Annotated in this window: 20 protein-coding genes and 1 pseudogene; 12 read left to right on the top strand and 9 right to left on the bottom strand. The window is 51.9% G+C overall.

Features of this window, described 5'->3' with window-relative positions:
* Positions 1-33: 33 nt before the first annotated feature.
* Positions 34-2487 carry an ATP-binding protein gene (locus P1S59_02525; protein MDF1525134.1) on the bottom strand — a complete coding sequence of 818 codons (2454 nt, stop codon included), beginning with the start codon at positions 2485-2487 and terminating at the stop codon, positions 34-36.
* A 361-nt stretch (positions 2488-2848) separates the two neighbouring features.
* On the opposite strand from P1S59_02525, the gene P1S59_02520 reads away from it, so the two are divergent.
* From P1S59_02520 to P1S59_02500, 5 genes are all read left to right on the top strand, one after another.
* Complete coding sequence (locus P1S59_02520; protein ID MDF1525133.1) at positions 2849-3013, top strand: zinc ribbon domain-containing protein; 165 nt, start codon at positions 2849-2851, stop codon at positions 3011-3013.
* A 172-nt stretch (positions 3014-3185) separates the two neighbouring features.
* Entirely contained in the window at positions 3186-3842 is a 657-nt protein-coding gene (locus P1S59_02515) for a LysE family transporter (GenBank protein ID MDF1525132.1), read from the top strand.
* 150 nt (positions 3843-3992) lie between these two features.
* Entirely contained in the window at positions 3993-5153 is a 1161-nt protein-coding gene (locus P1S59_02510) for an MFS transporter (GenBank protein ID MDF1525131.1), read from the top strand.
* Positions 5154-6000: 847 nt separating this feature from the next.
* Complete coding sequence (locus tag P1S59_02505) at positions 6001-6411, top strand: hypothetical protein (GenBank protein ID MDF1525130.1); 411 nt, start codon at positions 6001-6003, stop codon at positions 6409-6411.
* Between the two features lie 115 nt (positions 6412-6526).
* Positions 6527-6787 (top strand): thiamine-binding protein, encoded by a 261-nt coding sequence (locus tag P1S59_02500; protein MDF1525129.1) that lies wholly within the window; start codon positions 6527-6529, stop codon positions 6785-6787.
* A 139-nt stretch (positions 6788-6926) separates the two neighbouring features.
* On the opposite strand, the gene P1S59_02495 is transcribed toward P1S59_02500, so the two are convergent.
* The 3 genes from P1S59_02495 to P1S59_02485 form a co-directional block, all read right to left on the bottom strand.
* Complete coding sequence (locus P1S59_02495; protein MDF1525128.1) at positions 6927-7319, bottom strand: hypothetical protein; 393 nt, start codon at positions 7317-7319, stop codon at positions 6927-6929.
* 623 nt (positions 7320-7942) lie between these two features.
* Positions 7943-8527 carry a hypothetical protein gene (locus P1S59_02490; GenBank protein MDF1525127.1) on the bottom strand — a complete coding sequence of 195 codons (585 nt, stop codon included), beginning with the start codon at positions 8525-8527 and terminating at the stop codon, positions 7943-7945.
* A 353-nt stretch (positions 8528-8880) separates the two neighbouring features.
* The gene (locus tag P1S59_02485) at positions 8881-10320 is read right to left on the bottom strand and encodes a PLP-dependent aminotransferase family protein (GenBank protein MDF1525126.1); all 1440 of its coding nucleotides are present in this window, start codon (positions 10318-10320) and stop codon (positions 8881-8883) included.
* Between the two features lie 234 nt (positions 10321-10554).
* On the opposite strand from P1S59_02485, the gene P1S59_02480 reads away from it, so the two are divergent.
* From P1S59_02480 to P1S59_02465, 4 genes and pseudogenes are all read left to right on the top strand, one after another.
* Positions 10555-10839 carry a DUF2917 domain-containing protein gene (locus P1S59_02480; GenBank protein ID MDF1525125.1) on the top strand — a complete coding sequence of 95 codons (285 nt, stop codon included), beginning with the start codon at positions 10555-10557 and terminating at the stop codon, positions 10837-10839.
* Positions 10836-11774, top strand: a complete 939-nt coding sequence (rarD, locus tag P1S59_02475) for an EamA family transporter RarD (GenBank protein ID MDF1525124.1) — start codon at positions 10836-10838, stop codon at positions 11772-11774. The genes P1S59_02480 and rarD overlap by 4 nt, the downstream gene beginning before the upstream one ends.
* 252 nt (positions 11775-12026) lie before the next feature.
* Positions 12027-13144: pseudogene (locus tag P1S59_02470) on the top strand (PQQ-dependent sugar dehydrogenase).
* A 316-nt stretch (positions 13145-13460) separates the two neighbouring features.
* Positions 13461-14327 (top strand): epoxyqueuosine reductase, encoded by an 867-nt coding sequence (locus P1S59_02465; GenBank protein ID MDF1525123.1) that lies wholly within the window; start codon positions 13461-13463, stop codon positions 14325-14327.
* Between the two features lie 294 nt (positions 14328-14621).
* Here the strand turns inward: P1S59_02465 and cynS are convergent, their stop codons facing one another.
* From cynS to P1S59_02445, 4 genes are all read right to left on the bottom strand, one after another.
* Positions 14622-15071: a cyanase gene (gene cynS / locus P1S59_02460; protein MDF1525122.1), complete on the bottom strand. Its 450-nt coding sequence runs from the start codon at positions 15069-15071 to the stop codon at positions 14622-14624.
* A gap of 128 nt (positions 15072-15199) precedes the next feature.
* On the bottom strand, positions 15200-15517 hold the full coding sequence (locus P1S59_02455; protein MDF1525121.1) for a hypothetical protein: 318 nt from the start codon (positions 15515-15517) through the stop codon (positions 15200-15202).
* A 655-nt stretch (positions 15518-16172) separates the two neighbouring features.
* Complete coding sequence (locus P1S59_02450) at positions 16173-16520, bottom strand: hypothetical protein (protein MDF1525120.1); 348 nt, start codon at positions 16518-16520, stop codon at positions 16173-16175.
* A 524-nt stretch (positions 16521-17044) separates the two neighbouring features.
* Positions 17045-17473 (bottom strand): PaaI family thioesterase, encoded by a 429-nt coding sequence (locus P1S59_02445; GenBank protein MDF1525119.1) that lies wholly within the window; start codon positions 17471-17473, stop codon positions 17045-17047.
* Between the two features lie 273 nt (positions 17474-17746).
* Between P1S59_02445 and P1S59_02440 the strand changes: the two genes are divergently transcribed.
* From P1S59_02440 to P1S59_02430, 3 genes are all read left to right on the top strand, one after another.
* Complete coding sequence (locus tag P1S59_02440; GenBank protein MDF1525118.1) at positions 17747-18409, top strand: DUF2225 domain-containing protein; 663 nt, start codon at positions 17747-17749, stop codon at positions 18407-18409.
* 156 nt (positions 18410-18565) lie between these two features.
* A complete protein-coding gene (locus tag P1S59_02435) occupies positions 18566-18799 on the top strand; it encodes a DUF2007 domain-containing protein (protein ID MDF1525117.1) in 234 nt (77 codons plus the stop codon).
* 195 nt (positions 18800-18994) lie between these two features.
* Positions 18995-19756: a SagB/ThcOx family dehydrogenase gene (locus tag P1S59_02430; GenBank protein MDF1525116.1), complete on the top strand. Its 762-nt coding sequence runs from the start codon at positions 18995-18997 to the stop codon at positions 19754-19756.
* Between the two features lie 339 nt (positions 19757-20095).
* On the opposite strand, the gene P1S59_02425 is transcribed toward P1S59_02430, so the two are convergent.
* Positions 20096-21454: a VWA domain-containing protein gene (locus tag P1S59_02425; protein ID MDF1525115.1), complete on the bottom strand. Its 1359-nt coding sequence runs from the start codon at positions 21452-21454 to the stop codon at positions 20096-20098.
* Positions 21455-21511 lie beyond the last annotated feature (57 nt).

The raw sequence follows: 21511 nt of genomic DNA, 5'->3' as shown, positions 1-21511 counted from the left end.
TCCAGGTTTTTCTCCGACACTCCGATACCCTCGTTACTTCGATACTGATTTTTCTTCGTCCTTCGCCCTTCGCCCTCTGCCCTGACCTTCCCCTTCGCCGTTGGATCCCTTTGTCTGCTCGGCCATCTTCCGCAGGCGGTCCTCAACTTTGCGGTTGAAAGTTCCTTTGGGGAATTTCCCGTTTTTCCCTCTTGCACCAGCTGATGTGCCGGTGAGGATCTCGATAGCCTGGTCGATGGTTTCAGCAGTATAAATGTTGAACATGCCTTGTTCCACCGCTTCGACAACCTCATTGGAAAGCATGAGGTTCTTCACGTTAGCTTTCGGGATCACAACGCCTTCGTCTCCATCGAGGCCGTGGTCGCGGCAGCTTGCGAAAAACCCCTCGATCTTCTCGTTAACCCCTCCGATGGGCTGAATGCGCCCATGCTGATCCATGGATCCGGTAATGGCGATGTTCTGGTAGGCGGGAACCTCCGCCAAAGCTGAAGTGAGGGCGATGAGTTCCGCAGCGGTGGCGCTGTCTCCATCCACCTCGTCGTAGGTTTGTTCGAAGGTAACAGAGGAGCTAAGCCCCAAAGGAAAATCCTGGGCATAACGCATTGCGAGGTAGGAAGAAACGATAAGCACCCCTTTGTTGTGGATGCTTCCGGAGAGCTTGACCTCACGTTCGATATTCACCATGCCGGATTTGCCGAGGAAAACTTTGGCAGTGATCCTGGTGGGTTTGCCGAACCGGTAGTCACCCATTGTGTAGACCGATAAGCCGTTGACCTGGCCCACGACCTCGCCTTTGGTCTGGACCATAAGTGTGCCCTCCTCAATGAGTTCGCCGATCCTCTCTTCAACCATGTTGTATCGCTGTTTTCGCTCCTTTATGGCTCTGAACACGTGGGGGCGGGAAACCGTTGAGGCTTTTTCCTCGCCTGCCCAGAAGGAGGACTCCCTGACCAGATCGCCTACCTGGTAGAAACTTGTTGTCAGGCGTGACTGGTCTTCTGCCATACGGACACCGTGCTCTATCACGGCTCCCATAGCAGAGAGGTCAAAGGGAAGGAGGTCCTCTTTATGGCAAAGGGAGGCGATAAAAATAGAGTAGTCCCTTACAGCATCGTCTGTTCGCTTCATGGTACTGCCGAAGTCAGCCTTCACTTTAAACAGCTTTTTGAAATCCTCTTCGTGGGCAAGCAGCTGGTGATAGATGAGGGGACTCCCTATGAGGATGATTTTGACAGACAGGGGGATCGGCTCCGGTTTAAGGGTAATGGTGGCAAACATCTTGTACTGTTCACCCATATCCTCGATCTTTATCAGTCCAGACATGAGGCTGTTCTTGAGCGCCTCCCATGCAAAGGGGCTACGGAGGACCTCCAGAGCATCCAGGATAAGGTATCCGCCGTTGGCGAGGTGCAGCGCCCCGGGCTGGATCTGTTCATAGCCTGTGATGGCGACGCCGGATTGAAAGGCATATTCCATCCTGCCGATAATGTTCTGAAAGGAAGGGTGGTTTTCTTCAACAACAGGTGCCCCCTCCTGATTCATCATGTCCACGATGAGATTGACCTGATAACGGGAAAAAGGAAGCTCTAATGGTGCTGGCTCACCTCCCGCGAAGGGGGTCTGGTTGGCATGGGCCGGCAGAAACTGGGGGAAATTATCCACCATATCATCGAGCAATAGTTCCAGATGCCTTTGCACCTTTCCATTGTCAGGGTAATTTGCCATCAGGAGTTCAAGAAGAGGTTCGGCGGTTCTTTCAACTTGCTCCCGGGTGATATTCTCCAACTGCTTGCGAGTTTCCACGTCCCTTTTGCCTGTTGCACGGGATATATCCATAAATCGTTTCTGCAGCTGGCGCAGGTTCTCGCTGTATAGGGACCTTTCTTCGTCGGGAAGCGCATTGAACGCCTCCTGTTGTAGCCTGACACCCTCTTTCAAGGGTATAAAAGCAAATTCACTTTCCACTTTTTCGAAGGAATAATTCTGCTGCCTGGCAAGTTGTTGAAACTCTTCAAACTCAATAGCGTTCTCACGACTCATCTGCTCGAGGTAATGGTTCCTTGTGTTTTCAAACTCCCTGTTTTCCAGCGCTGCAGGAATATCAATTTTCAGATGATCAATGAGTTCCTTCATTTGCCGCACAAAGACTCTCCCTTGTCCTGGGGGAAAGGACAGCGCTACCGGAGATCTGGCGTTTTCGAAGTTGTAGACGTAAGCCCAATCGAGGGGCACCTCCTCCGCCAGGGCCTTCTCTTTGACCATTGCTCTTACGGTTGAAGACCTGCCGCTGCCGGGCATCCCGACAGTAAACAGGTTAAAGCCAGGACCTCTCATTTTTAGTCCAAAATCCATAGACTGCAAAGCACGTTCCTGGCCCAGTGGTCCCTCAAGAGCAGGGGCATCGTCCGTTGTTTTAAAAGGGATGCAGCCCACGTCGCATGTGTAACGCAGTTCTTTTGGAGTAAGGGGTTTTGGTTTTTTTGCCATCAGGCCTCTCTTTGGATGAAAATGTTGTGTATTCAGTCAATTTTATACCATGGGTTGGTGGAAGTATAAGTATAAGAATAAGTTTAAGTATTAGTAGGAGTAGAGGTGAAAAATGAATTTACTCTGCCTGCCCTCCATGGCCTTGGCGAGGCTTGTTGCCAGGCCGGATGGCTCCTGGATCTTATTACTTTGAGATTTGGGATTTGGGATCTGAGATTGGTTTTGTTTACCCTCCTTGCTTTTCAACTATTTACCGCTAATACTATAAACAAGGGACAAAAGACAAGTGACAAGGGACAAGTGAAAAGGGACAAGAATAGCCGTGATCGGGGTGTGTGTGAGTGTTTTAAGGGGGTAAAAAATGCCTGTTTACGAATTCGAGTGCAAGAAGTGCAAGCAGATCTTCGAGGCTGTCATGACCATGGCGGAGGCGGCCATAACAAAGGTGGTTTGCCCCATCTGTACCTGTGAGGATGTGCAACAGCAGTTTTCGCCTTTTTCGGCGGTAACGGCCAAGAAAAGCTGAGAAAACCGAGACTCGTGACTTGTGACTTGTGACTTGTGACTCGTGATTTGTGATTAGTTGCATATATCCAGCTTTCCTGAAGCCACTAATAAAGTTGTTCCGTGCCTGCGCCCCGCGCCCTTCGCCCTGCTTTTCTTCGTGCAAAATCAGATCATTTCCTGTATGAAGGGCCATGTTTTTACAGAGCGTCTTTTCCGGATACCATCCGGGCCCATCCCTCTTCTTTATTTCGGTTGTCGCAGGGTTTGCGGCTGCCCTTCCTTTAGGGCCCATAAGCATCCTCACCATTCAGCGTGCCATGACCCTTGGTTTCTGGCGCTCATTCTGGCCGACCCTGGGAGCTGTGGCCGCCGACGGTCTTCTCGGATTTGTTGCCGCCCTTGGATCCGGTTTTATCACCGCTTTTGTCATCGGAAACAGCTTCTGGTTCAAGCTGTTCGGCTGTGTACTCCTGCTCGCCATGGGAGCGAAAATGCTCACCCTGAGTCCCATCGACAGGTCTATCCCGGGTAAGGATTTTGGACCATTGCATCTTTCAGCGCTGAACTTTACCCTCGTCCTTTCAAACCCCTTGACCCTTGCTTTCTTTATGGCTGCCTTCACATTCCTGAACATCAGCTCTGGAAGGTCAGTCCTCGGTCAATCCCTTGTGGTCGGGTCAGGCGTGGCCTTCGGGACCCTGGTCTGGTTCTGCTTTATCTGCGGCGCAGCCGGTATCTTTCACAGGAAGGTGGGGGATATGTTTTTGAACAGGGCCAGGGCAGGTGTCGGAGGCCTGTTTATCATTATTGCTCTTCTATCGGCTGTTTCGGTTTTGATGGCAGGGTAGGCACCCCTGGTTAATCTTGACGCGGTGACGCGAAGACGCGATGACGCGGTGAGGGTTCCTTCCCCGTGTCCCCGTGTCGCCGGGTCTTTGTGTCAGGCGATTCTATCGCTTGTCCTTTCCCCTTTTTCTTTTTCCCTGTAACCTGCCCCGATGTTTTCCATACCCAAAGTCCCGGATCGTCAACGTTCCATGCTGCGTTTCCTTTTGATCCTCAGCGTAGCCTCCATGATCGGGCTCCAGGGCTGGAGAACGCTTCTCAACAACTTCGCCGTCGAGTGGGCTAACCTGGACGGCAACCACATGGGGATCGTCCAATCTGTGAGGGAGATCCCCGGGTTTCTGGCGCTGCTGGCCGTCTGGGTCATGCTGGTTATAAAGGAACATCGGTTGTCTGCCCTTTCCATCCTGGTCCTGGGCGCAGGTGTCGGCGTAACCGGATATTTCCCCACCTTTATCGGTATCGCGGCGACTACCATGCTCCTGAGTTTCGGCTTTCATTTCTACGAAACCACCAACCAGTCCCTGACTCTTCAGTATTTCGACTCCGCTACCGCTCCCCACGTTTTGGGCTCCATCCGCAGCCTGTCTGCGGCCACTAATGTAGCCGTGGGTGGCCTGGTGTACTTTATGAGCTGGTATCTCGACTACCGCATGATGTTCCTGGCGGTGGGTTTAATAGTGGTCTGTTTCGGTATCTGGGGGTTGAGACAGAACCCTGTCGACCACGAACTTGCGCTCCAGAAAAAGGAGATGGTGTTCAAGTGGAAATACCGCCTCTTCTATTTTCTCACCTTCATGGCCGGGGCCAGGCGACAGATCTTCATTGCTTTCTCTATTTTTCTGCTTGTCAAGGTTTTTAGTTTCAGTGTGAAGGAGGTCACGGTCCTTTTCATCCTCAACAACATCATCGGTTATTTCGCCGCTCCCCTGGTGGGGAAGGCCATTGTGAGGTTCGGCGAGCGCAAGGTTCTGTCTATCGAATACGGGGGGCTGGTGATCATCTTTCTGGCCTATGCACTGACCGGGTCCCGCTGGGTGGCGGCCGGACTTTACATACTCGACAACCTCCTCTTTAATTTCTCCATGGCGATCAAGACCTACTTTCAGAAAGTGGCCGACAGGGAGGACATCGCCCCGAGCATGGCCGTGGGTTTTACCATTAACCACATAGCAGCCGTAATCCTCCCGATCATCGGCGGCATGCTCTGGGTCGTGGATTATCGGATCCCGTTCGTGGCGGGGGCGGTGCTGAGTCTGGTGTCGCTGGTGGCGGTACAGTTTATAAAAATAGGGCAGTACCCAGGAGTATAGTCTGTGTCGGAGTATCGGGGTGTCGGGGAAAGATCAAGAACAAAGGAGTCAGTAATTCTAGTCAGAATGTAGAATGTTGATGGACTCGCAAAAAGTCCATCAATGCGCCCCGCGCGGGGCGCATTGATTAATGACTCGCACTGTAAGTCATTGATTTGTAAAAAAAGGGAAAACGACGCTTTTCCCTTTCCGTGGAGCAAAAAGTCCCGGATTGGACTTTTTGCGACTTTATCAATGTTGAACGTAGAAGAGGATTAATAGCCGCTGAATGCTTATAATTTTCTTCGATTCACAGCTTCCATGATCAACAGCAAGATCAAAACATTGAGTACCGAGACTATGGGCACTGTAATAAACGCCCACATTAGTACTGCCTATCCTAAACCAGCCAGGACAAGATGAAAGGCAAAAACAGAGCCAATGCACACAAAAAAGGAAGTTTTGAATATTTTAGAGCGAAACTTCCCTTTTATATCATTGTCATCTGTTGCAAGAAGAGCCAGATGGGCGTCTTTTATGAGCAGGTTGTAGCGCGCTATTGGAAAGCCGGCCAGTATGAGTATTCCTAAGATCTCCATTACTTTATTCCATGTTTTCAACTGACAAAGGTAAGTGTGACAAAGGTAAGTGGTGGTTATTGTATCATCCCGGATGACCCTGCGTAACTTTGCGCTTCAGCCTGGGAGTGGCTGATCTGCGTCCTTCCGCCGTCGCTCTGCGAGCTATGGCGGACAGGCTGCGTTAAAGCATTTGCCGCTTTTACAGAAACTGCTGCTTCTATCTTCCTTTACAAAACAGCACTCACCCTCGTAAAATCGCTGGAAGAAACCGTAGAAAGGGGAAAAATATGGAAGTTTTCCTGAGAAGGATAAGTCTGATATTTTCGGCTGGAGCTTTGGGCGGGCTCGTTAACAGCATTGCCCTGTGGGCTCTGGGCATGTACGGCATCACAGCCATGATGGGTGTGAAACTGGCCCCCAAACTGGTCCCCATGTGGTTGTACCCCAGGGTCGTCTGGGGGGGGGTATGGGGTCTTCTTTTCCTGATCCCGATCTTCAAGCATTCTCCAATAAAAAGGGGGGTCCTCCTCAGCCTCGGGCCGACGGCGATGCAGCTTTTTCTGGTTTTTCCTTACAAGGCCTACAAAGGGTACCTGGGGCTGGAATTGGGAGCCATGACGCCGGTGCTGGTGGTCGTCCTCAACGCTGTGTGGGGGATCTCTGCGGCTTACTGGCTGGGATTGATCGGGGAAGAATAACAGCAAGTGCAGGGAGTGCAGATAGTGCAGCAGTTCAGAAGACTTATGCACGGGGAATCCGCTAAACGAACGGTTGCACTAATGCACTTGTGCACTGGCGTAGCGAGGTGTTTTTATGAATAAAATCTCAGCCCATATGAGCGTTTATCCCCTCAGACAGACAGAGGTCTCGCCGGGCATAGGGGCGGCTCTCGATGCCCTCGCCGACAACGGTGTAGAGCATGAGGTTGGCCTTATGGGGACCATGCTGTGGGGGGAGGATGAAAAGGTTTTCAAGGCTCTGCTTGATGCTTTCCGTAAAGCGTCATCTGTGGGAAAGACCACCCTGGTGGTCACGATCAGCAATGCGACTCCGTGGCCGGCAGGGGATGAGTGATCGGGGATCACTCATCCATCTCATATCCCAGATCTCAAATCTCAAATAAACAAGGAAAAAAGCCCAAGGTTACAGATTCCATGATCTGGAGTTGTGGACCGCGGCCTCTTTGAGATCTGAGATCTGAGATTCGCTTATTTTACCCTACTTCCGAAAATCCCCCACTCTGGGTTTTTTTACTGAGGATTCGATAATTAGCCGCCGCCTCCACCCATTTGAAACCGCTTTCAGGGTCCGAAGCGATGCTGATACTGGCCACATCTTGGGGAATAGAGCTGCCGACGACAACGTGTACGACGCCTTTATCTTCCCAGTTGGAACCCGAATCCCTCAGGAAAAGAATGAGGTAGCGGCCTTTGAATTCGCAGGTACGGAAGTCCTCTCCAAGATCAAGGACAAGTTTACTGTTGCGGTGGTTTCCTTCCCAGAGGAAACGAATAACGGTGCCAACGCAGCCGTCCCTGCCCTTAAGCCATTTAGGATCGTAATCGTATCCCCCGGTAACGATGAGCTTGTCCTCGATCTCAACCATGAACCTCACCCCGTATAAGGCAAGTGTAGCAGGGTGAAAACCAGTGTCTAGCGTCTGGATTCTGGTGTCTGGAAAAAGAAAACAGAACGTAGGACGCAGGAGGGAAAGAGCAATTGAGAATTCCGAATTGAGAATTGAGAATTGAGTAAAAGTGAATCGTGAACAGTTATTTTAAAGCCTGAATGTAGGATGTGGAATGTAGAACGTAGAATGGAGTGCGGTTTACGATCTGTCATCGCGAGCTGTATCCCATGCGAAGCGATCCCGGTATATGCCAAAATGGCACAAGCTTTAACGCAGCCTGTCCGCCATAGCTCGCAGAGTGACGGCGGAAGGACGCAGCTCAGCCATTCCCAGGCTGAACCGCAGAGTTACGCAGAGAAAATCTATATTCTGGTGGAGAGTATTGCCCACAAAACCGAAAAAGACTTTAACACAGGGTACACCCTTCGGCAGGCTCAGGGCAGGCAGAGCGGCCACTTGAATGCCGCACCACAGGTTTACACCGGGTGAATCCTGATGAAAAAATATTTGAAGTGAAAGTTTTAAATCCGGGATTGCTTCGTTGCCCCTGAAAGTCCCATAGCTCCTCGCAATGACATGTGCCTTTTTCGCCAAGTCGCTCAGTCGTCAGGTCGGGAGATTCCCCCCGCCCTGTGCCCTGTGCCCTGCGCCCTGACCCACTCTTCCCCCGCCTCTTTAATCACCATTCTGACTCTTCTCGCCCCCAGCTGTTCATCCTCAAGGAGCGCTTCGGCCAAGGCCTGGACCTGGAACCACCTCATGGGGTTGCCCATGATCCCTTCAGTGCGGGCGTCCAGCCACAGATAGTATTTCTCGGCCTCCTTTTCCCCCTCAGCAAATGCGTTCACAAGGCTCATGGCTATATTCTGGTCAGACCCTTCGCCGTTGACCGTTTCGGCCAGTTCTTTTTTTGCTGGATCCAGATGATGGACAGCGGCATGCCCCCCCTGGAGGACCATGACGTGGCGCTCCATGGTGAAGCGGTTGTTGGCTCCCTTGTTGTGCCCAAAAGTTGGTGCCAGCCGGTTCAGGAGCAGGGTATCGATGGCGATGTGCCCCATGCGTCCCTCGTCCGCTATGATACTGATGCCGTGAACCCGGACCCCCTGGTCATAGGCCACCACAGCATGACCCGCCTCGTGGTAGGCGGCCAGTGTTCTTCGATCGTATAGCTTACTTTTCAATCTTTCTTCTCCAAAGACGATATTTTTTTTAAACACGAAGTAAACAAAGTAAAGATATATCAGGTCTCAAAGAACCCCTTCGTGTTACTTCGTGAACTTTGTGTTCAAAATCGGACGCTTTTAAAGGAATAATGCTACTCCACAAGCACAGCCTTTCTCCGTGAACTCTGTGTCTGGTGTGAAAAAACAGTGATTCGTGATTCGTGATCCGCCGCGGCCTGAATTGCTGGATTCCGGATCACGGCACCAGGCCGTGTCCGGAATGACAGTCAGTTTTAAACCAGATTAAGGTTTTCCTCAGCGTCCTTCGCGACCTCTGCGTTCAAAACAACGCTTTTATAGTAATCATTCCTTCAGAATTTCTTCGCCAGTTTACCCAGGGTCTCCACCGCAAGTTCGGTCCTCTCGGAATAGAACGCGGCGTTAAGCCGGACACAGTTGTGAAACTTGTCTGAAGCGGTGAAGAGGGGGCCGGGAGTTATGGTGATCCCATGTTTCATTGCATCCTTGTAGAGATTCAGGGCCTGCACTTTTTCATTCATCTCCACCCACAGGTTGAAACCGCCGCGGGGTCTGGTGACCCGCGTTCCTTCCGGAAAGTGTCGGCCAATAGCTTCGCCGAGCATGGCCACCCTTTTGGCGTAGGTTCTGCGGATGTTACGCAGATGTCTTTCGTAGCCGCCGCTTATCAGAAACTCGGCAATGGCCATCTGCGGTGGTGTCGCGTTGCCGATGTTCATGAGCAGTTTGAGCCTCTGTACCTGTGCCTGGTATCGCCCTGGAACCATCCATCCTACCCGATAGCCCGGGGCAAGGGTCTTGGTATAGGAGGAACACAAGAGGACATTCCCGGTTCGATCATGGCCCTTGGCAGTGGTAGGGGGTTCATCAGAATGGGAGAGGTCCGAGTTAATGTCGTCCTCAATAAGTGGGATGCTGTGCTGCTCAAGAAGCCTGACAAGCTGGAGTTTTCGATCATGGGGCATTATCGAACCGATAGGGTTGCTGTAGTTTGGGACAACGAGACAGGCATTCACCCTGGTGGTTTCGAGGGCATAGGTAAGAGCTTCGATGCTGATCCCGCTGGTCGGTGTTGAGGGGATTTCCAGGGCTTTTAACCCCATCTGGTGAATGAGTTGGAAAAAACCGTAATAGGTCGGGGATTCAACGGCAAGGGTATCACCTGGTTTGCAGGTAGCCAGCAGGGCCAGGGTCACCGCCTCCATGCATCCGTTTGTTATGACGATATCCTCCGGTCCCACCATGCAGCCTGAATTCACCATCCGTTTGGCGATCTGTTTGCGCAGGCGTTCGTAACCTGGAGGCAGGGAATAGGAGACCGAAACGATAGGACGTCTTCTGACTTCTGACGACAGCATCCTGTTTAGCCTGTCGATGGGGAGCAGTGTCGGATCGGGGATGGATGCTCCAAACTGGATCAGATCAGAATTGGCAGTGTCTCTCATGACCATTTCTGCCAGTTCTCCCACGCCGACATCTGTAGGGTGGATCTCCCTGTTCTCGAATTCCGGTTCCGCCGGAACCTCCGGCAGGCTGGAACAGACGTAATATCCGGATTGTGGCCTGGCTTCTATGATGCGGCGCACCTCCAGGTAACCGTAAGCCTCCCGAATGGTGTTAACGCTCACCTTCATCTGTCGGCTCAGTTTCCGTATGGAGGGAATGCGGTCCCCTGGCCTGTAGGTGCCCCTTTCTACCAGGGAGGCGATCTGGCCTGCCACCTGTTCGTACAGGGGTGTTCTCTGACTGTCGGTAAGCTCGGTCTTTTGCATGGGGCCCATAGTATCTCATCTCTTCCATTTTATAGAGGCACAGTTTGACGATCCCTGAAAGGGCACAGTTGTTATTAATATAAACTGTATCAGGTACAAAAGTGAAGTAATGTATCTGGTGCTTTTTTGTCACACGTGGCAGATTATTTAGGCAAGTCGCGGATCGTGATCATAATGTGACGCTGTTATCCTACCCTGACGGCAAAGCACAATGGGTTCTGAAGGAGGAGTGATATGGTTATTTCCATGAACAGGGACGACATGGTAAGCCTCAGAAATAGTCTGGGGACTATTACGGTCCGTTGTGCTGAGGGTGCTGTCTGGGTTACCGTGTCCGGAGACAGCACGGACTACATTCTGTCACCAGGAAAAGAGCTTACCGTTTCCATCAAGGGCAAGATCGTCATTATGGCCGAAAAGAGTTCTTTGCTGCGCTTGTTTCGGCCTGTTACACCAGGAGCGTTAGTGCGAATGGGTTTAAACACCATTCCCGCCAATCATAGGATGGAGGCTCGTTGAACAGTACAGGTGACATCAGCCATCCCACTGGGAACACACAAGGGAGATCCGGTTTCTGGATGGGGCTTGCCGCCTATTCTATATGGGGGTTTTTCCCCCTTTACTTCAAGGCGTTGGCTCAAGTACCGGCTGCGGAGGTCCTGGCACACCGCATCATCTGGTCAGCAGCCTTTCTTCTCATCTTTGTCGCTGTGACCAGGTCAGGCGCACGGCTCCGATCCATGGTGCTTAACAGGCGGACTCTTGCCACACTAACCCTTACCACCCTTCTCATTTCCACCAACTGGTTCGTGTTTATTTACGCGGTTGCGGCAGGTAAGGTTCTGGAAAGCAGTCTTGGTTACTATCTCAACCCGCTGGTCAGTATTTTCCTTGCAGCAGTATTCCTTCGTGAAAAGCTCACCGGCAGACAAAAGGTTGCTATCGCCCTGGCTGCAGCAGGCGTCGGCGTTCAGACGGTGATGATAGGACGCCTGCCCCTCATATCCATAACCCTTGCTTTTTCCTTCGGTTTGTACGGTTTGATCAGGAAAGCCGCTTGCCTGCCCGCAGTGACGGGGCTTGCCATAGAGACGACACTTCTCTCCCCCTTGGCGCTGGGATACCTTCTCTGGCTTTTTTCAGCTGATCGTCTCTCCTTCATGGCCCTTGGGAAAAATATCGATATCCTTCTCCTTCTGGCTGGTGTCATTACTGTCACACCCCTTATTCTCTTCGGAGGTGCGCTGAACCGCCTTCGCCTCTCTACCATGGGTATCATGCAGTATATCGTCCCGACGGCGCACTTCGCGTGGGCGGTCTTTGCCTTTGGTGAACCGTTCACTACCAGTCACCTTGTGAGTTTCGGCTTTATCTGGGCGGGACTGTTCCTTTACTCTTCGGAGTCCTTGGGGATATCACGACTTGTGACGCAGGCGGCCCTGAAAATCCAGTAATTTCGGATTGAGAATTCCGGATTGAGCATTCAAGACCACAACCTCGACAGTAATTTGTGCTGATGACTACAGTCAGTTAAAACAGGACCTGCCGCCGCAGTTTCCGTCAAGGTGACTGCGGCGTTTTTTTTGTGACGGGATCTGAAATAGCTCGTCACGAGAACACGAACAAGGCTCAATATATTTGGCAAGGGTTGGTTTTCAGAAAATTACAGGCAGGGAGGGTCGGTCATGAGCGCCCTGACACACTATTTGTCACGGATCATTTTCCTGCTGGTTTTAGCTGCAGGTATTGGGGAAGCGTCAGCTGCCGGCAGCGATGAATATGCTACGGAGCTTTATTCCGTCCATGTTGTCACAGTTGCGCGCGGATTGGAGAACCCATGGGGACTGGCCTTTCTGCCTGATGGAAGGATGCTCGTGACCGAAAGGCCGGGACGTTTGCGCTATGTGGACCAGGCCGGCACAGTATCACAACCTCTGACCGGGGTGCCCGAGGTGTTCGCACGGGGACAGGGGGGGCTCCTTGATGTGGTTCTTGACCCGGGTTTTGAAACCAGCAGGCTGGTTTATCTTTCCTACGCGGAGCCTGGAAAGGGGGGCGGTGGTACAGCGGTCGGGAGAGGGCGCCTCACCGAAGGACGTGTTGAGGATTTTAAAGTTATCTGCCGCCAGATTTCAAAGACAAATACCGGTATTCATTTCGGTTCACGGTTTGTTTTTTCCAGGGATGGCAATCTGTTCATCACCATTGGTGAACGAGGTGAGAGGGACAGGGCCCAGGATTTTTCCATCCACAGGGGCCAGGTGATTTGCATCATGCCCGACGGGATAGTTCCCGGTGACAACCCTTTCGCCGCACGCTCTGGCTACCGGCCCGAGACCTGGTCCCACGGCCACCGCAACCCCCAGGGCGCCGCGCTTCACCCCGAAACGGGCAGGCTCTGGACCGTTAAACACGGCGCGATGGGTGGTGACGAGATCAACATCCCGCTTAGGGGGCGCAATTACGGCTGGCCGGTGATCAGCTATGGACGGCACTATTCCGGCTTTAAAATAGGGGAGGGAACAAGCAAGGAAGGTATGGAGCAGCCGGTCTATTACTGGATCCATCCATCGCACCTTCGGGAATGGCTTTTTACACTGCCGATGTTTTCCCAAGCTGGAAGGGAGATCTTTTTATAGGTGCTCTGCGTGGAGCCATGCTCGTGCGTCTGGTGCTTGATGGGGAAAAGGTAATCAAAGAGGAGCGCATGCTCCAGAAGATGAATGAGCGTATCAGGGATGTCCGCCAGGGACCGGATGGCCTAATCTACCTGCTCACCGATAGCAGGAACGGGCGCGTACTGAGGCTGGAACAGGTACAATGATTCCGGATTGAGTATTACAGCCTGAAATCCTGAATTCTCAATGCGCAATTCTCAATTTATACTCCCCTTTTCTTCAGCCTGACTTTAAACACTACCTTCCCATCATCCGGGTAGGCCATCTTCGTTTTGCACAGCGGATCTTCCTCGATCTCGAATTTTTTCATTAGAAATGATCTCCTGGCCTAAGAATAATGTGTATTCTATGGCTGGAAAGTACAGAATGCAAAGGGTATGGAGCAAGGATATGATGACATAATGCGCACTGTATAATAGATTGTTTATCAGTCGCCAATCAAATATAGGAACAGGATATCACATGAACCCTGGGGAGATTGATATCAAACAGTTACTGATAGATGTGATCGAAAACCGCGTTAAAAGCGATCCGGCCAACCGCGGTGAGGACGGCAGCCCCTATTTTGACGCGCCCCTGGTGGGGTTTGCTTCCGCTGATGATGAGCTGTTTACCAGGTACAAGACTATCATCGGCCCCTTTCACTGGACACCCAGCGAGGTTCTTGAGCAGGCTTATGGCCCAGGCGCTTTGGCGGCTGGTACTGTTATCTGCTGGGTCCTACCCATAACCGAGAAAACGAGGCAGACCAACCGGATAGAGGGTCGCTACCCTTCCCGCCGCTGGGCCCGCACAAGAAATTACGGTGAACTGTTTAACGATGTCGTCCGGCAATCCGTAGTGGATTTTATTTTGGAACATGGCGGCAGAGCCGCCGGGCCTATGCTTCTGGATCAGTGGGCCAGGGTCGATGATCCCGATATCGGATGGGCCTCCACCTGGTCTGAGCGTCACGCGGCCTATGCCGCCGGGTTGGGTACTTTCAGTCTAAATGACGGATTTATTACACCCCTTGGGATGGCTAACCGGATCGGCAGTGTGGTAACGGATCTTTTCCTGGAGCCATCAGAGCATCCATACAGCGATTATCGGGAGAACTGCCTGACGTGCAAAGGGGTGGAATGTGGGATGTGTGTTGAGAGATGTCCAGTAGGGGCCATAACCCTTGATGGCCATGACAAATATCGGTGTGAAAAGTATACGTACGGGCCTCTATTCAAGGACCTGTCGAAAAAGTTCGATGCAAAACATGTAGGGTGCGGTCTTTGCCAGACTGATGTGCCGTGTGAAAATACAATTCCGGATTCCGGATTCCGAATTCCGGATTAAAATCAAAATCCAGGATAAAAATAGTACGGTGCACATGTGCACCTGACTTTTGGACTTTCTCCGTGCCCTTTGTGACTCCGTGGTGAAAAACAACGCTATTGCAGGAAACACGCCTTCTCCCCGTTTCCCCGGTTCACCGGCATTCCGGTTCGTTCCGAAAAAACAGATTCTCCTTTTGCGTGCTGCGTCCTGCGTTCTGCGTTCTGCGTGCTGATTATTTCCGGTACACTAAAGAAAAGACCGGGATCTGTATGTCAGCAGATCCCGGTCTCTGATCCGTTTAAGGAAATAATCCTAGAATTTCTTATAAGGCAGGAACTTCCCGGACATGATCACCTTGACCCTGTCACCGTTGGGATTTTTCTCTTTTTCCACGTGGAAGGTGTAATCGATGGCGCTCATGATACCGTCGCCGAATTTCTCATGGACGACCGATTTGAAGGGATAACCGAAAACCTGAACGATCTCATACAAGCGGTAGATAAGCGGGTCGGTGGGAACGACGGGTCCCAGACCTTTGTTGGGGAAGGAGGTCAGGAAATATTCAAACGCCTCTTTGTCCTCTTCCAGTCCAAGGGCCTTCACGACCTTGGCCGCCTCTTCCGGGGTAGCCTGCATCTGGCCGTAGAGCAGGCCGGCGATCCACATCTCGCTGACGCCGATCTTCTTCCCAAGCGCTGCAAAAGTAAGGCCCTTTTCCTCTTTCGCGTCCAGTAACACCTCTGTGTACTCAGAAATATCCATGGTTTCTCCTTCCTTGTTAAAGTTACAGAAATAAACATTTCAGGCGGCCAAAAACAGGCGTTAGCCTGGCTGGATACAGCCTTGAATGTAGAGGATTTGTAAAGGTAAGACCAGTAAAAATTAGGTTCTTAAGTATACCCCATCATCAGTTTGACCACCATGAGCACCAGAAAAACCAGTACAATAACGCCAAGAACGTTGTTGAACATCTTCAGAAGCTCCACCTGGCTTTCGAACTGGGGATCGTCCAGTTCTTTGTAACCTTTGAGCCAGAATGGTTCGCTGTCAGGGGTAACCCTGTCTTTAAGGACCAGTCTGGTGGGTTTGCCCATAGCCTCCCATATGTCGGTGTGCCTGGTCCTCAGTCTTTTCATCACCCTTGAGGAAAGTGCGATGCTTGTAATGAAGGCGAGGATGATGATCCCAAAAATAACATAATAGTTCATATACTGATCTCTCCTGGATCGGCATTGATAATGGAGACCTTGTAATAGAATCATGGGAGGTAAAAGTCAAATTGGTGGATGGTGAAAGGTGAGCCCCTCGACTAAGCTCGGGGCAGGCAGTGAATGGTGAGGGTGGATGATAACTGGTTTTTTCTGTTCACGGTTCACTCTTCATAATTCACTTGGCAACCAGTTACTTTTTCCCGATTCCAAAACCACGAACTCCAAACATGTTATTATATCCCCCATGAAACCCGAGGCGGAAAGGATCAGGATCCGGTATCTCTACCGGCGGAAAATCTTAAGCGGCGAGATCAAGGTAAATCGTCATACCGCTAAAAGACTGATAGGACCAGACTGTGCCTACCATCTGTACGGAAGGCATACGCCTTCCGGCGAGGAAAAAGGAAAAAGGAAAAAGGGAAAGGGCGTGGTCTGAACTCTACACTCTGCACATTACACTTTGCACTGCCCTTTTTAACAGGGATGAAGGGGATAAAGGGGATAAGAGGGTAAATGCTCATGTAACCAGGTATCCAAGTATCCAGGTAAAACCTGAAATCCCCACCGAAGGTCGGCGTCATTTTCAGGGTTCCCATCTGTGTTTGGGCTTTTTCCCCGTTACACCGACACCCCGGCACCCCGATACCGTTTTTTAGAATGACGGGAACCTCAGGTATGCGTAGATCCCGCTGATAGAAGACAGCAGGGTGTAGCTGATCTTGACGAAGTGAAAAAATCTGTCTGCTCTGGTTCCGAACCGATTCCTGGTTTGTATCATTACACGGGCTCCGACGAGCCCCATGGACAGGGCGCCAAGGAACAGGAAACCGGTGATGAAGTGAGCATGGATGACGTGTTCGGGAATGTGATCCAACCAGAACAGTACCCAGCCCATGGTAGTCAGGATCGTTCCGCCGTCAGCGGTAGCGATGAGCTTCTGGAAATGTTTCCAGTAGTCCTCGATAGATAGTGTGCTGGTATGGATGGATCCTGTTTTCATCCGGTTGCTACCTCCCCGTGGTTATTTTAACATCCTATGGCAGGCAAAAATAGCCTGTTTGGGATAGGTAGGGCTTGTGGAGTGATTGAACTGGTATTTTCTTCTTCTACAGCTGACTCCCCTTTCACGCTTCTCTTGAACAAGTGATCAACGACAATGTAGTGTCACCGCAAAGGTTCAAAGTAACCCTGTTGACGGCCAGGGAGGCTACTTTGTCTAAAGATATGTTTGTGTGCCCTATCTGTAATGAGAGAAAGCGCGGCGAGTTGTTCCACTGTCGTGATCACTGCATGGATATGTGCAGTGACCATGTCAGGGAAACCAGCTTGGGTCGTTTTGTCTGTCGGGAATGTGAGAAGCTCGTGCATAAATTCATGCACAACGGTAGTGAGTGGGTGGAAGCGTAAAAGAAAGTCCAACGTCCAATGTCCAAAGGTTTTAATTCGCTTCCAGCCCCGGTAACCTGGATCCGGTATGCCGGGGTTTTTAGCTTGAACCTCAAACCTCAAACCTTTATTCCCCCCTTACCCTTTCCCCGCGATTTTTTTTACCTCCGCTCTTTTCATGGTAACGAACTGCCCCTCACCGGTAGCGATAAGTTCACCCTCCGGGCCATAAATTCCTCCTTCAGCTGTAAAGTGGGATTTGGAGGATTTTTTCAGCCTGGCCATGGCGTGCAGCTTTACACCAGGGGAAACAGAACATTTAAAGGTGATGTGCAGGGATTGGGTGAGGTAATACTGGTCCTGGTGAAAGGCGAGCCGGCCCAGAACTTCACTGAGAAAACCTGTGATGGGTCCTACGTGGACAACGTCACTGTAACCGCAGTGGTGTTGTTGCGGCGTAAAGAACCCCTCTACGCCCCCGTCGCTCATGTTGCGGAAGGTAGCTTTTAAACCGAATTCATTGTCAGGGCCGCAACCGAAGCATCCTTCAAAAGGCAGCTGTTCCATTATTCCCTCCAATTACATGATCCTGTTTATATACAACGCAAGATAGCGCTGGTAGATCATTTTCGGGTCTCTGAATGTTTTGTCTATTATAACACGAAAAACCCAAGCACCTTCTCAACCCGCGTCTAAAGGACAGCTGTCTGTTGAGAAAATCGTGTATACCATATTACGCAACAAACAGATGATAACTTGCTTTTTCCCTTTCCCGCGTTCTAATCTTGTTTTACCGGATTCGCTCTGAAGAGAGATTTAATATGATGGGAGGAATGTGCCATGGCCTCAACAGCCCTGGTGGAGTTTCATTGTCCTTGCTGCTATGAATATTATGAGGATACCGTTTGTAAAACGGCCGATACCCCGGGGCTGACAACCACTGACTTCTTCACCATGTCGGCCGGTGGACAGTCCATTCACCATCAGGTTCACACATGCCCGCACTGCGGATTCTCCAGAGAGGCGTTGGAGAAAGGTGATCTCATGGATGATGTTCGTGGTCTCGTCCGCAAGGTTATCACACCCCAACTGCCGGAAGAGGAGATCCCGTCCTGGAAAAAATTCGAGTTTCTGGCGATCATCGACGAAAGCCTTGGGGCGGGTGCCTATTCCCTGGGGATGCTTTACCTGCATGCCGCGTGGTGCTGCTACGACCTGAAAGAGAAGGAGTGGGAGAAACATCATCGAAAGATGGCTATCGAATATTTCATCATGGAAATGGGATCCAAGTCGATGGATGAGGACCTGATCTACATTGTTCCATATCTCCTGGGCGAACAGTACAGGCGTAACGGTGAAAGGGAAGAGGCGGCCAGGTGGTACGATCTGATAATGGAGATGGATGTGGATCACCCGGATAAAGGGTTTTTCATGACCCTGGCCGCCCAACAGAAACTCGACCCCAAGGAGTTTATGGGGGAAATAATACATGAGGAACCGTAAAAGCAGTACCCAGTACCCAGGAGCCGGGAGCCGGGAGCCGGAAGCCAGGAGAAATATGAACGCAGCACACAGCACGCAGGATGCAGTAAACCTTTGAGATATGAGATAGTTTTAGCTGAAATTTTGAACCTGGAATCACACATAAAGGAACCCCCTATGACCGAAGAACTTGAAACCGTATCGACCCACCCCAACCTGGTTGAAGCGGAGATGGCAAAGAGCATGCTGGAAGCGGCTGGTATCGAGGCCCATATACACGCGCCCCACTCCAACGCCCTTTATCCCGGTCTCCTGGGGGATATTATGCTGCAGGTCAAGGCTTCAGACTTGCAGAAAGCTCAGGATGCCCTGGAGGAGGGAACAGTACTTGAAGAGGACGAGGACGATTAGAAAAGACCGCCCGTTTGTGCGTAGAGCGTGAATGCGTGAAGCAAAGCAATACCGGTTACCGAAAAGGTGGCATATTTTAACGCAGAGTACGCGAAGGACGCAGAGGAAGGCTGAATTCGGGGAAACCACTTTGTCATTGCGAGGCCAGCGCTCTTCAATGGCCGTGGCAATCTCGATTCTATCCTTGGGGAAGAAATGAAAAACGATCTTATTAAACAGCATCGGGAGTTTCTGAAAGACACCCTGCGCAAAGAATATGATTTCCGGCAGACCGATCAGCACCAGGGTGTGCCGGCGCCTCCCGTCCAGAAGCCTTTCGATCCGGCAGCGCGCCGGGTTTCGCTTCCGGCTCCCGCGGACTGGAAAGGGGATATCCCCGGAACAGACCTGGAATCGGCCATCCTAAACCGCGAGAGCAGGCGGCATTACCTGCCGGACGACCTGTCCCTTGCCGAACTTTCCTTTCTTCTCTACTGCACTCAAGGTGTGCGGCAGACTCCGCACCCTTCGGTAGCCTTGCGCACGGTGCCGTCTGCCGGTGCCCGGCACAGCTTCGAGACCTACCTGCTGATAAGAAATGTGGAAGGGGTCGATCCCGGCCTTTACCTATACCTGCCCATGGAACATGCACTGGTTTTCCTGGGCAAGGTCGATAACATGGAGATAAGGGTCACCCTGGCCTGTTTGGGACAGCAGTTTGTGGGTGCCGGGGCCGTGACCTTTGTATGGACCACCATCCCCTACCGCATGGAGTGGAGGTATGGACCGCTTGCTCACCGGGTGATCCTCATTGATGTGGGCCACGTGTGCCAGAACCTGTACCTTGCCTGTGAGGCCATTGGCGCCGGGACTTGCGGTGTGGCTGCCTACGACCAGCAGGAGGTGGACGAACTCATCGGTGTGGACGGGGAAGAAGAGTTTACAGTGTATCTGGCGCCAGTTGGTAAAGTGCGGTGAACAGTGAACGGTAAGGTTTAGCACGCAGCACACAGGACGCAGCACGCAGAAGCAGGAGGAAATCTGCTTGCCACCCGTAGCCTTGGCGAAGGGTGGTCATTGCGAGGAGCATCGAGATTGACGAGAGCGACGCGGCAATCTCAGGGAAGAGCGGTTCCTGTTAAAGCGGGTAAAGCTAATTTACCACAGTACGGCCGCTCCCAGGCCGCACCACAGGGTGACACAGAGTTAAACTTTCAAGGTCTTGGATCACATTTGAGATTTGAGATATGAGATTAAACAGGGCGGCCCTAAGGCCGCCCTGTTTTTCTCTCTACACTCTGCACTCTGCACTGAAGTTTATTGATGCAGCTCCTGATAACTCCTGTACTTAAGATCCTTCTGCATCTCCTTCACTTCGGCCGGAGCCATGTCGTCCATTCCGTCGATGCGCCCGCCGTACTCCCGGGCACGCTCCATTTCCGCCTGTACAGCGGGGGCCGATGCTGCCGGAGAGGATTTGAGGGCTCCCATGACCTTCTGGATGATGGAGCGGGCCCCATCCCTGTCCCCCTCGTCCACCTTTTTCGCAGCCTCATTCATCATGGCGTTGGTCTCAATAACGGCTTTTTTCTCTTCGACCTTGATATCGATATTCTCCCTGTGCACCGAGGGGTCGTCCACAACGCTGAGGATGACGGGAGCCTCGTCCGTTCTGGATGTTTTTCCCGAAACAGGGACACGGTAGCGAAGGGCCACGTCGGCCACACCCTGGTTACCCAGCTTCCCGGTGGGAACATTCATCCGTGCCATAAGGGTCCGCGTTTCCCCGGCGCTCAGGTCACCGAGACCTATGACGGCCGAGCTTCCCTCCAGCCTCCAGCCGTGACCGGGAGCCGATTCAAAGCGGCAGCCATCCAGGGGGCGGATTATGATCTCGACTCCGGAAGCCACCGTGCTGGCGGCCATATTGAACTCTCTTTTAAGGGCGGCAAGGATGTCACCGGGACGGGAGATGTAGTGATAGCTGCCTCCTCCACCCGTGGCCATGGCGGTGAGCAGGTTCTCGTCAAATTCGTATCCCATGCCGAAGGTGGACACAGCAACGCCGCTTTCGTACATGGTGTCGGCCCTCCGGCTGAGCTGTCTGGGGTCGGTGACACCAACGTTGGCCAGGCCATCGGAAAGAAGAATTACACGGCTGACGTACCCTTTTTTCCTGTATCTTTTTGCCTGCCTGAAACCCTCCTCGAGGCCCCCTGAGAGGTATGTTCTTCCCCCGGGGTAGATGCCGTCGATGATCCTGTGAAACTGCTGATTATCCCTTACCTTGCGTGCCGATATGGGGACCCTGACCTGGTTGTCATATGTGACGATAGTGAGAATGTCCTCCGGCCCGAGGCGGTTTACCACCATGTGGGCGGCTTGCCTTACATAGTCCATCTTCCCCTCTTCTCCCATGGAGCCGCTCTTGTCCAGAATCAGGGCCAGGTTCAGGGGAGGCCTGTCGGGAAGGGGGAGACCGTCGGGGGCGACAACCCTTATCTGGATAGTGCTTGTACCGTTGCTCCGGTAAAGCAGGGTACTGTTTTCAGGCCGCACATCCATATCAAGCGCCGATCCGGCGGCAAGAAGCGGGGACAGGACGATGGCCAGGGACAACAGGAAAAGCATAGTGAAATAGAGCGTGGTAACTGTAAATATTGTTTTCGTTTTCATGACTGACCTCCTTTTAGTTCGAATCTCAGATCTCAAATTTCAAATCTCATATAGGCT

The sequence above is a fragment of the bacterium genome (genome assembly GCA_029210965.1).
Classification (GTDB): Bacteria; BMS3Abin14; BMS3Abin14; order BMS3Abin14; family BMS3Abin14; genus JALHUC01.
This window is presented reverse-complemented; position numbering and strand designations above follow the sequence as displayed.

What these genes read in the sequence shown, in the direction of transcription:
- P1S59_02525 (MDF1525134.1), bottom strand. Translation starts at nt 2,487, where the DNA reads ATGGCAAAAAAACCAAAACCCCTTACTCCAAAAGAACTGCGTTACACA.
- P1S59_02520 (MDF1525133.1), top strand. Translation starts at nt 2,849, where the DNA reads ATGCCTGTTTACGAATTCGAGTGCAAGAAGTGCAAGCAGATCTTCGAG.
- P1S59_02515 (MDF1525132.1), top strand. Translation starts at nt 3,186, where the DNA reads ATGTTTTTACAGAGCGTCTTTTCCGGATACCATCCGGGCCCATCCCTC.
- P1S59_02510 (MDF1525131.1), top strand. Translation starts at nt 3,993, where the DNA reads ATGTTTTCCATACCCAAAGTCCCGGATCGTCAACGTTCCATGCTGCGT.
- P1S59_02505 (MDF1525130.1), top strand. Translation starts at nt 6,001, where the DNA reads ATGGAAGTTTTCCTGAGAAGGATAAGTCTGATATTTTCGGCTGGAGCT.
- P1S59_02500 (MDF1525129.1), top strand. Translation starts at nt 6,527, where the DNA reads ATGAATAAAATCTCAGCCCATATGAGCGTTTATCCCCTCAGACAGACA.
- P1S59_02495 (MDF1525128.1), bottom strand. Translation starts at nt 7,319, where the DNA reads ATGGTTGAGATCGAGGACAAGCTCATCGTTACCGGGGGATACGATTAC.
- P1S59_02485 (MDF1525126.1), bottom strand. Translation starts at nt 10,320, where the DNA reads ATGCAAAAGACCGAGCTTACCGACAGTCAGAGAACACCCCTGTACGAA.
- P1S59_02480 (MDF1525125.1), top strand. Translation starts at nt 10,555, where the DNA reads ATGGTTATTTCCATGAACAGGGACGACATGGTAAGCCTCAGAAATAGT.
- P1S59_02465 (MDF1525123.1), top strand. Translation starts at nt 13,461, where the DNA reads ATGAACCCTGGGGAGATTGATATCAAACAGTTACTGATAGATGTGATC.
- cynS (MDF1525122.1), bottom strand. Translation starts at nt 15,071, where the DNA reads ATGGATATTTCTGAGTACACAGAGGTGTTACTGGACGCGAAAGAGGAA.
- P1S59_02455 (MDF1525121.1), bottom strand. Translation starts at nt 15,517, where the DNA reads ATGAACTATTATGTTATTTTTGGGATCATCATCCTCGCCTTCATTACA.
- P1S59_02450 (MDF1525120.1), bottom strand. Translation starts at nt 16,520, where the DNA reads ATGAAAACAGGATCCATCCATACCAGCACACTATCTATCGAGGACTAC.
- P1S59_02445 (MDF1525119.1), bottom strand. Translation starts at nt 17,473, where the DNA reads ATGGAACAGCTGCCTTTTGAAGGATGCTTCGGTTGCGGCCCTGACAAT.
- P1S59_02440 (MDF1525118.1), top strand. Translation starts at nt 17,747, where the DNA reads ATGGCCTCAACAGCCCTGGTGGAGTTTCATTGTCCTTGCTGCTATGAA.
- P1S59_02435 (MDF1525117.1), top strand. Translation starts at nt 18,566, where the DNA reads ATGACCGAAGAACTTGAAACCGTATCGACCCACCCCAACCTGGTTGAA.
- P1S59_02430 (MDF1525116.1), top strand. Translation starts at nt 18,995, where the DNA reads ATGAAAAACGATCTTATTAAACAGCATCGGGAGTTTCTGAAAGACACC.
- P1S59_02425 (MDF1525115.1), bottom strand. Translation starts at nt 21,454, where the DNA reads ATGAAAACGAAAACAATATTTACAGTTACCACGCTCTATTTCACTATG.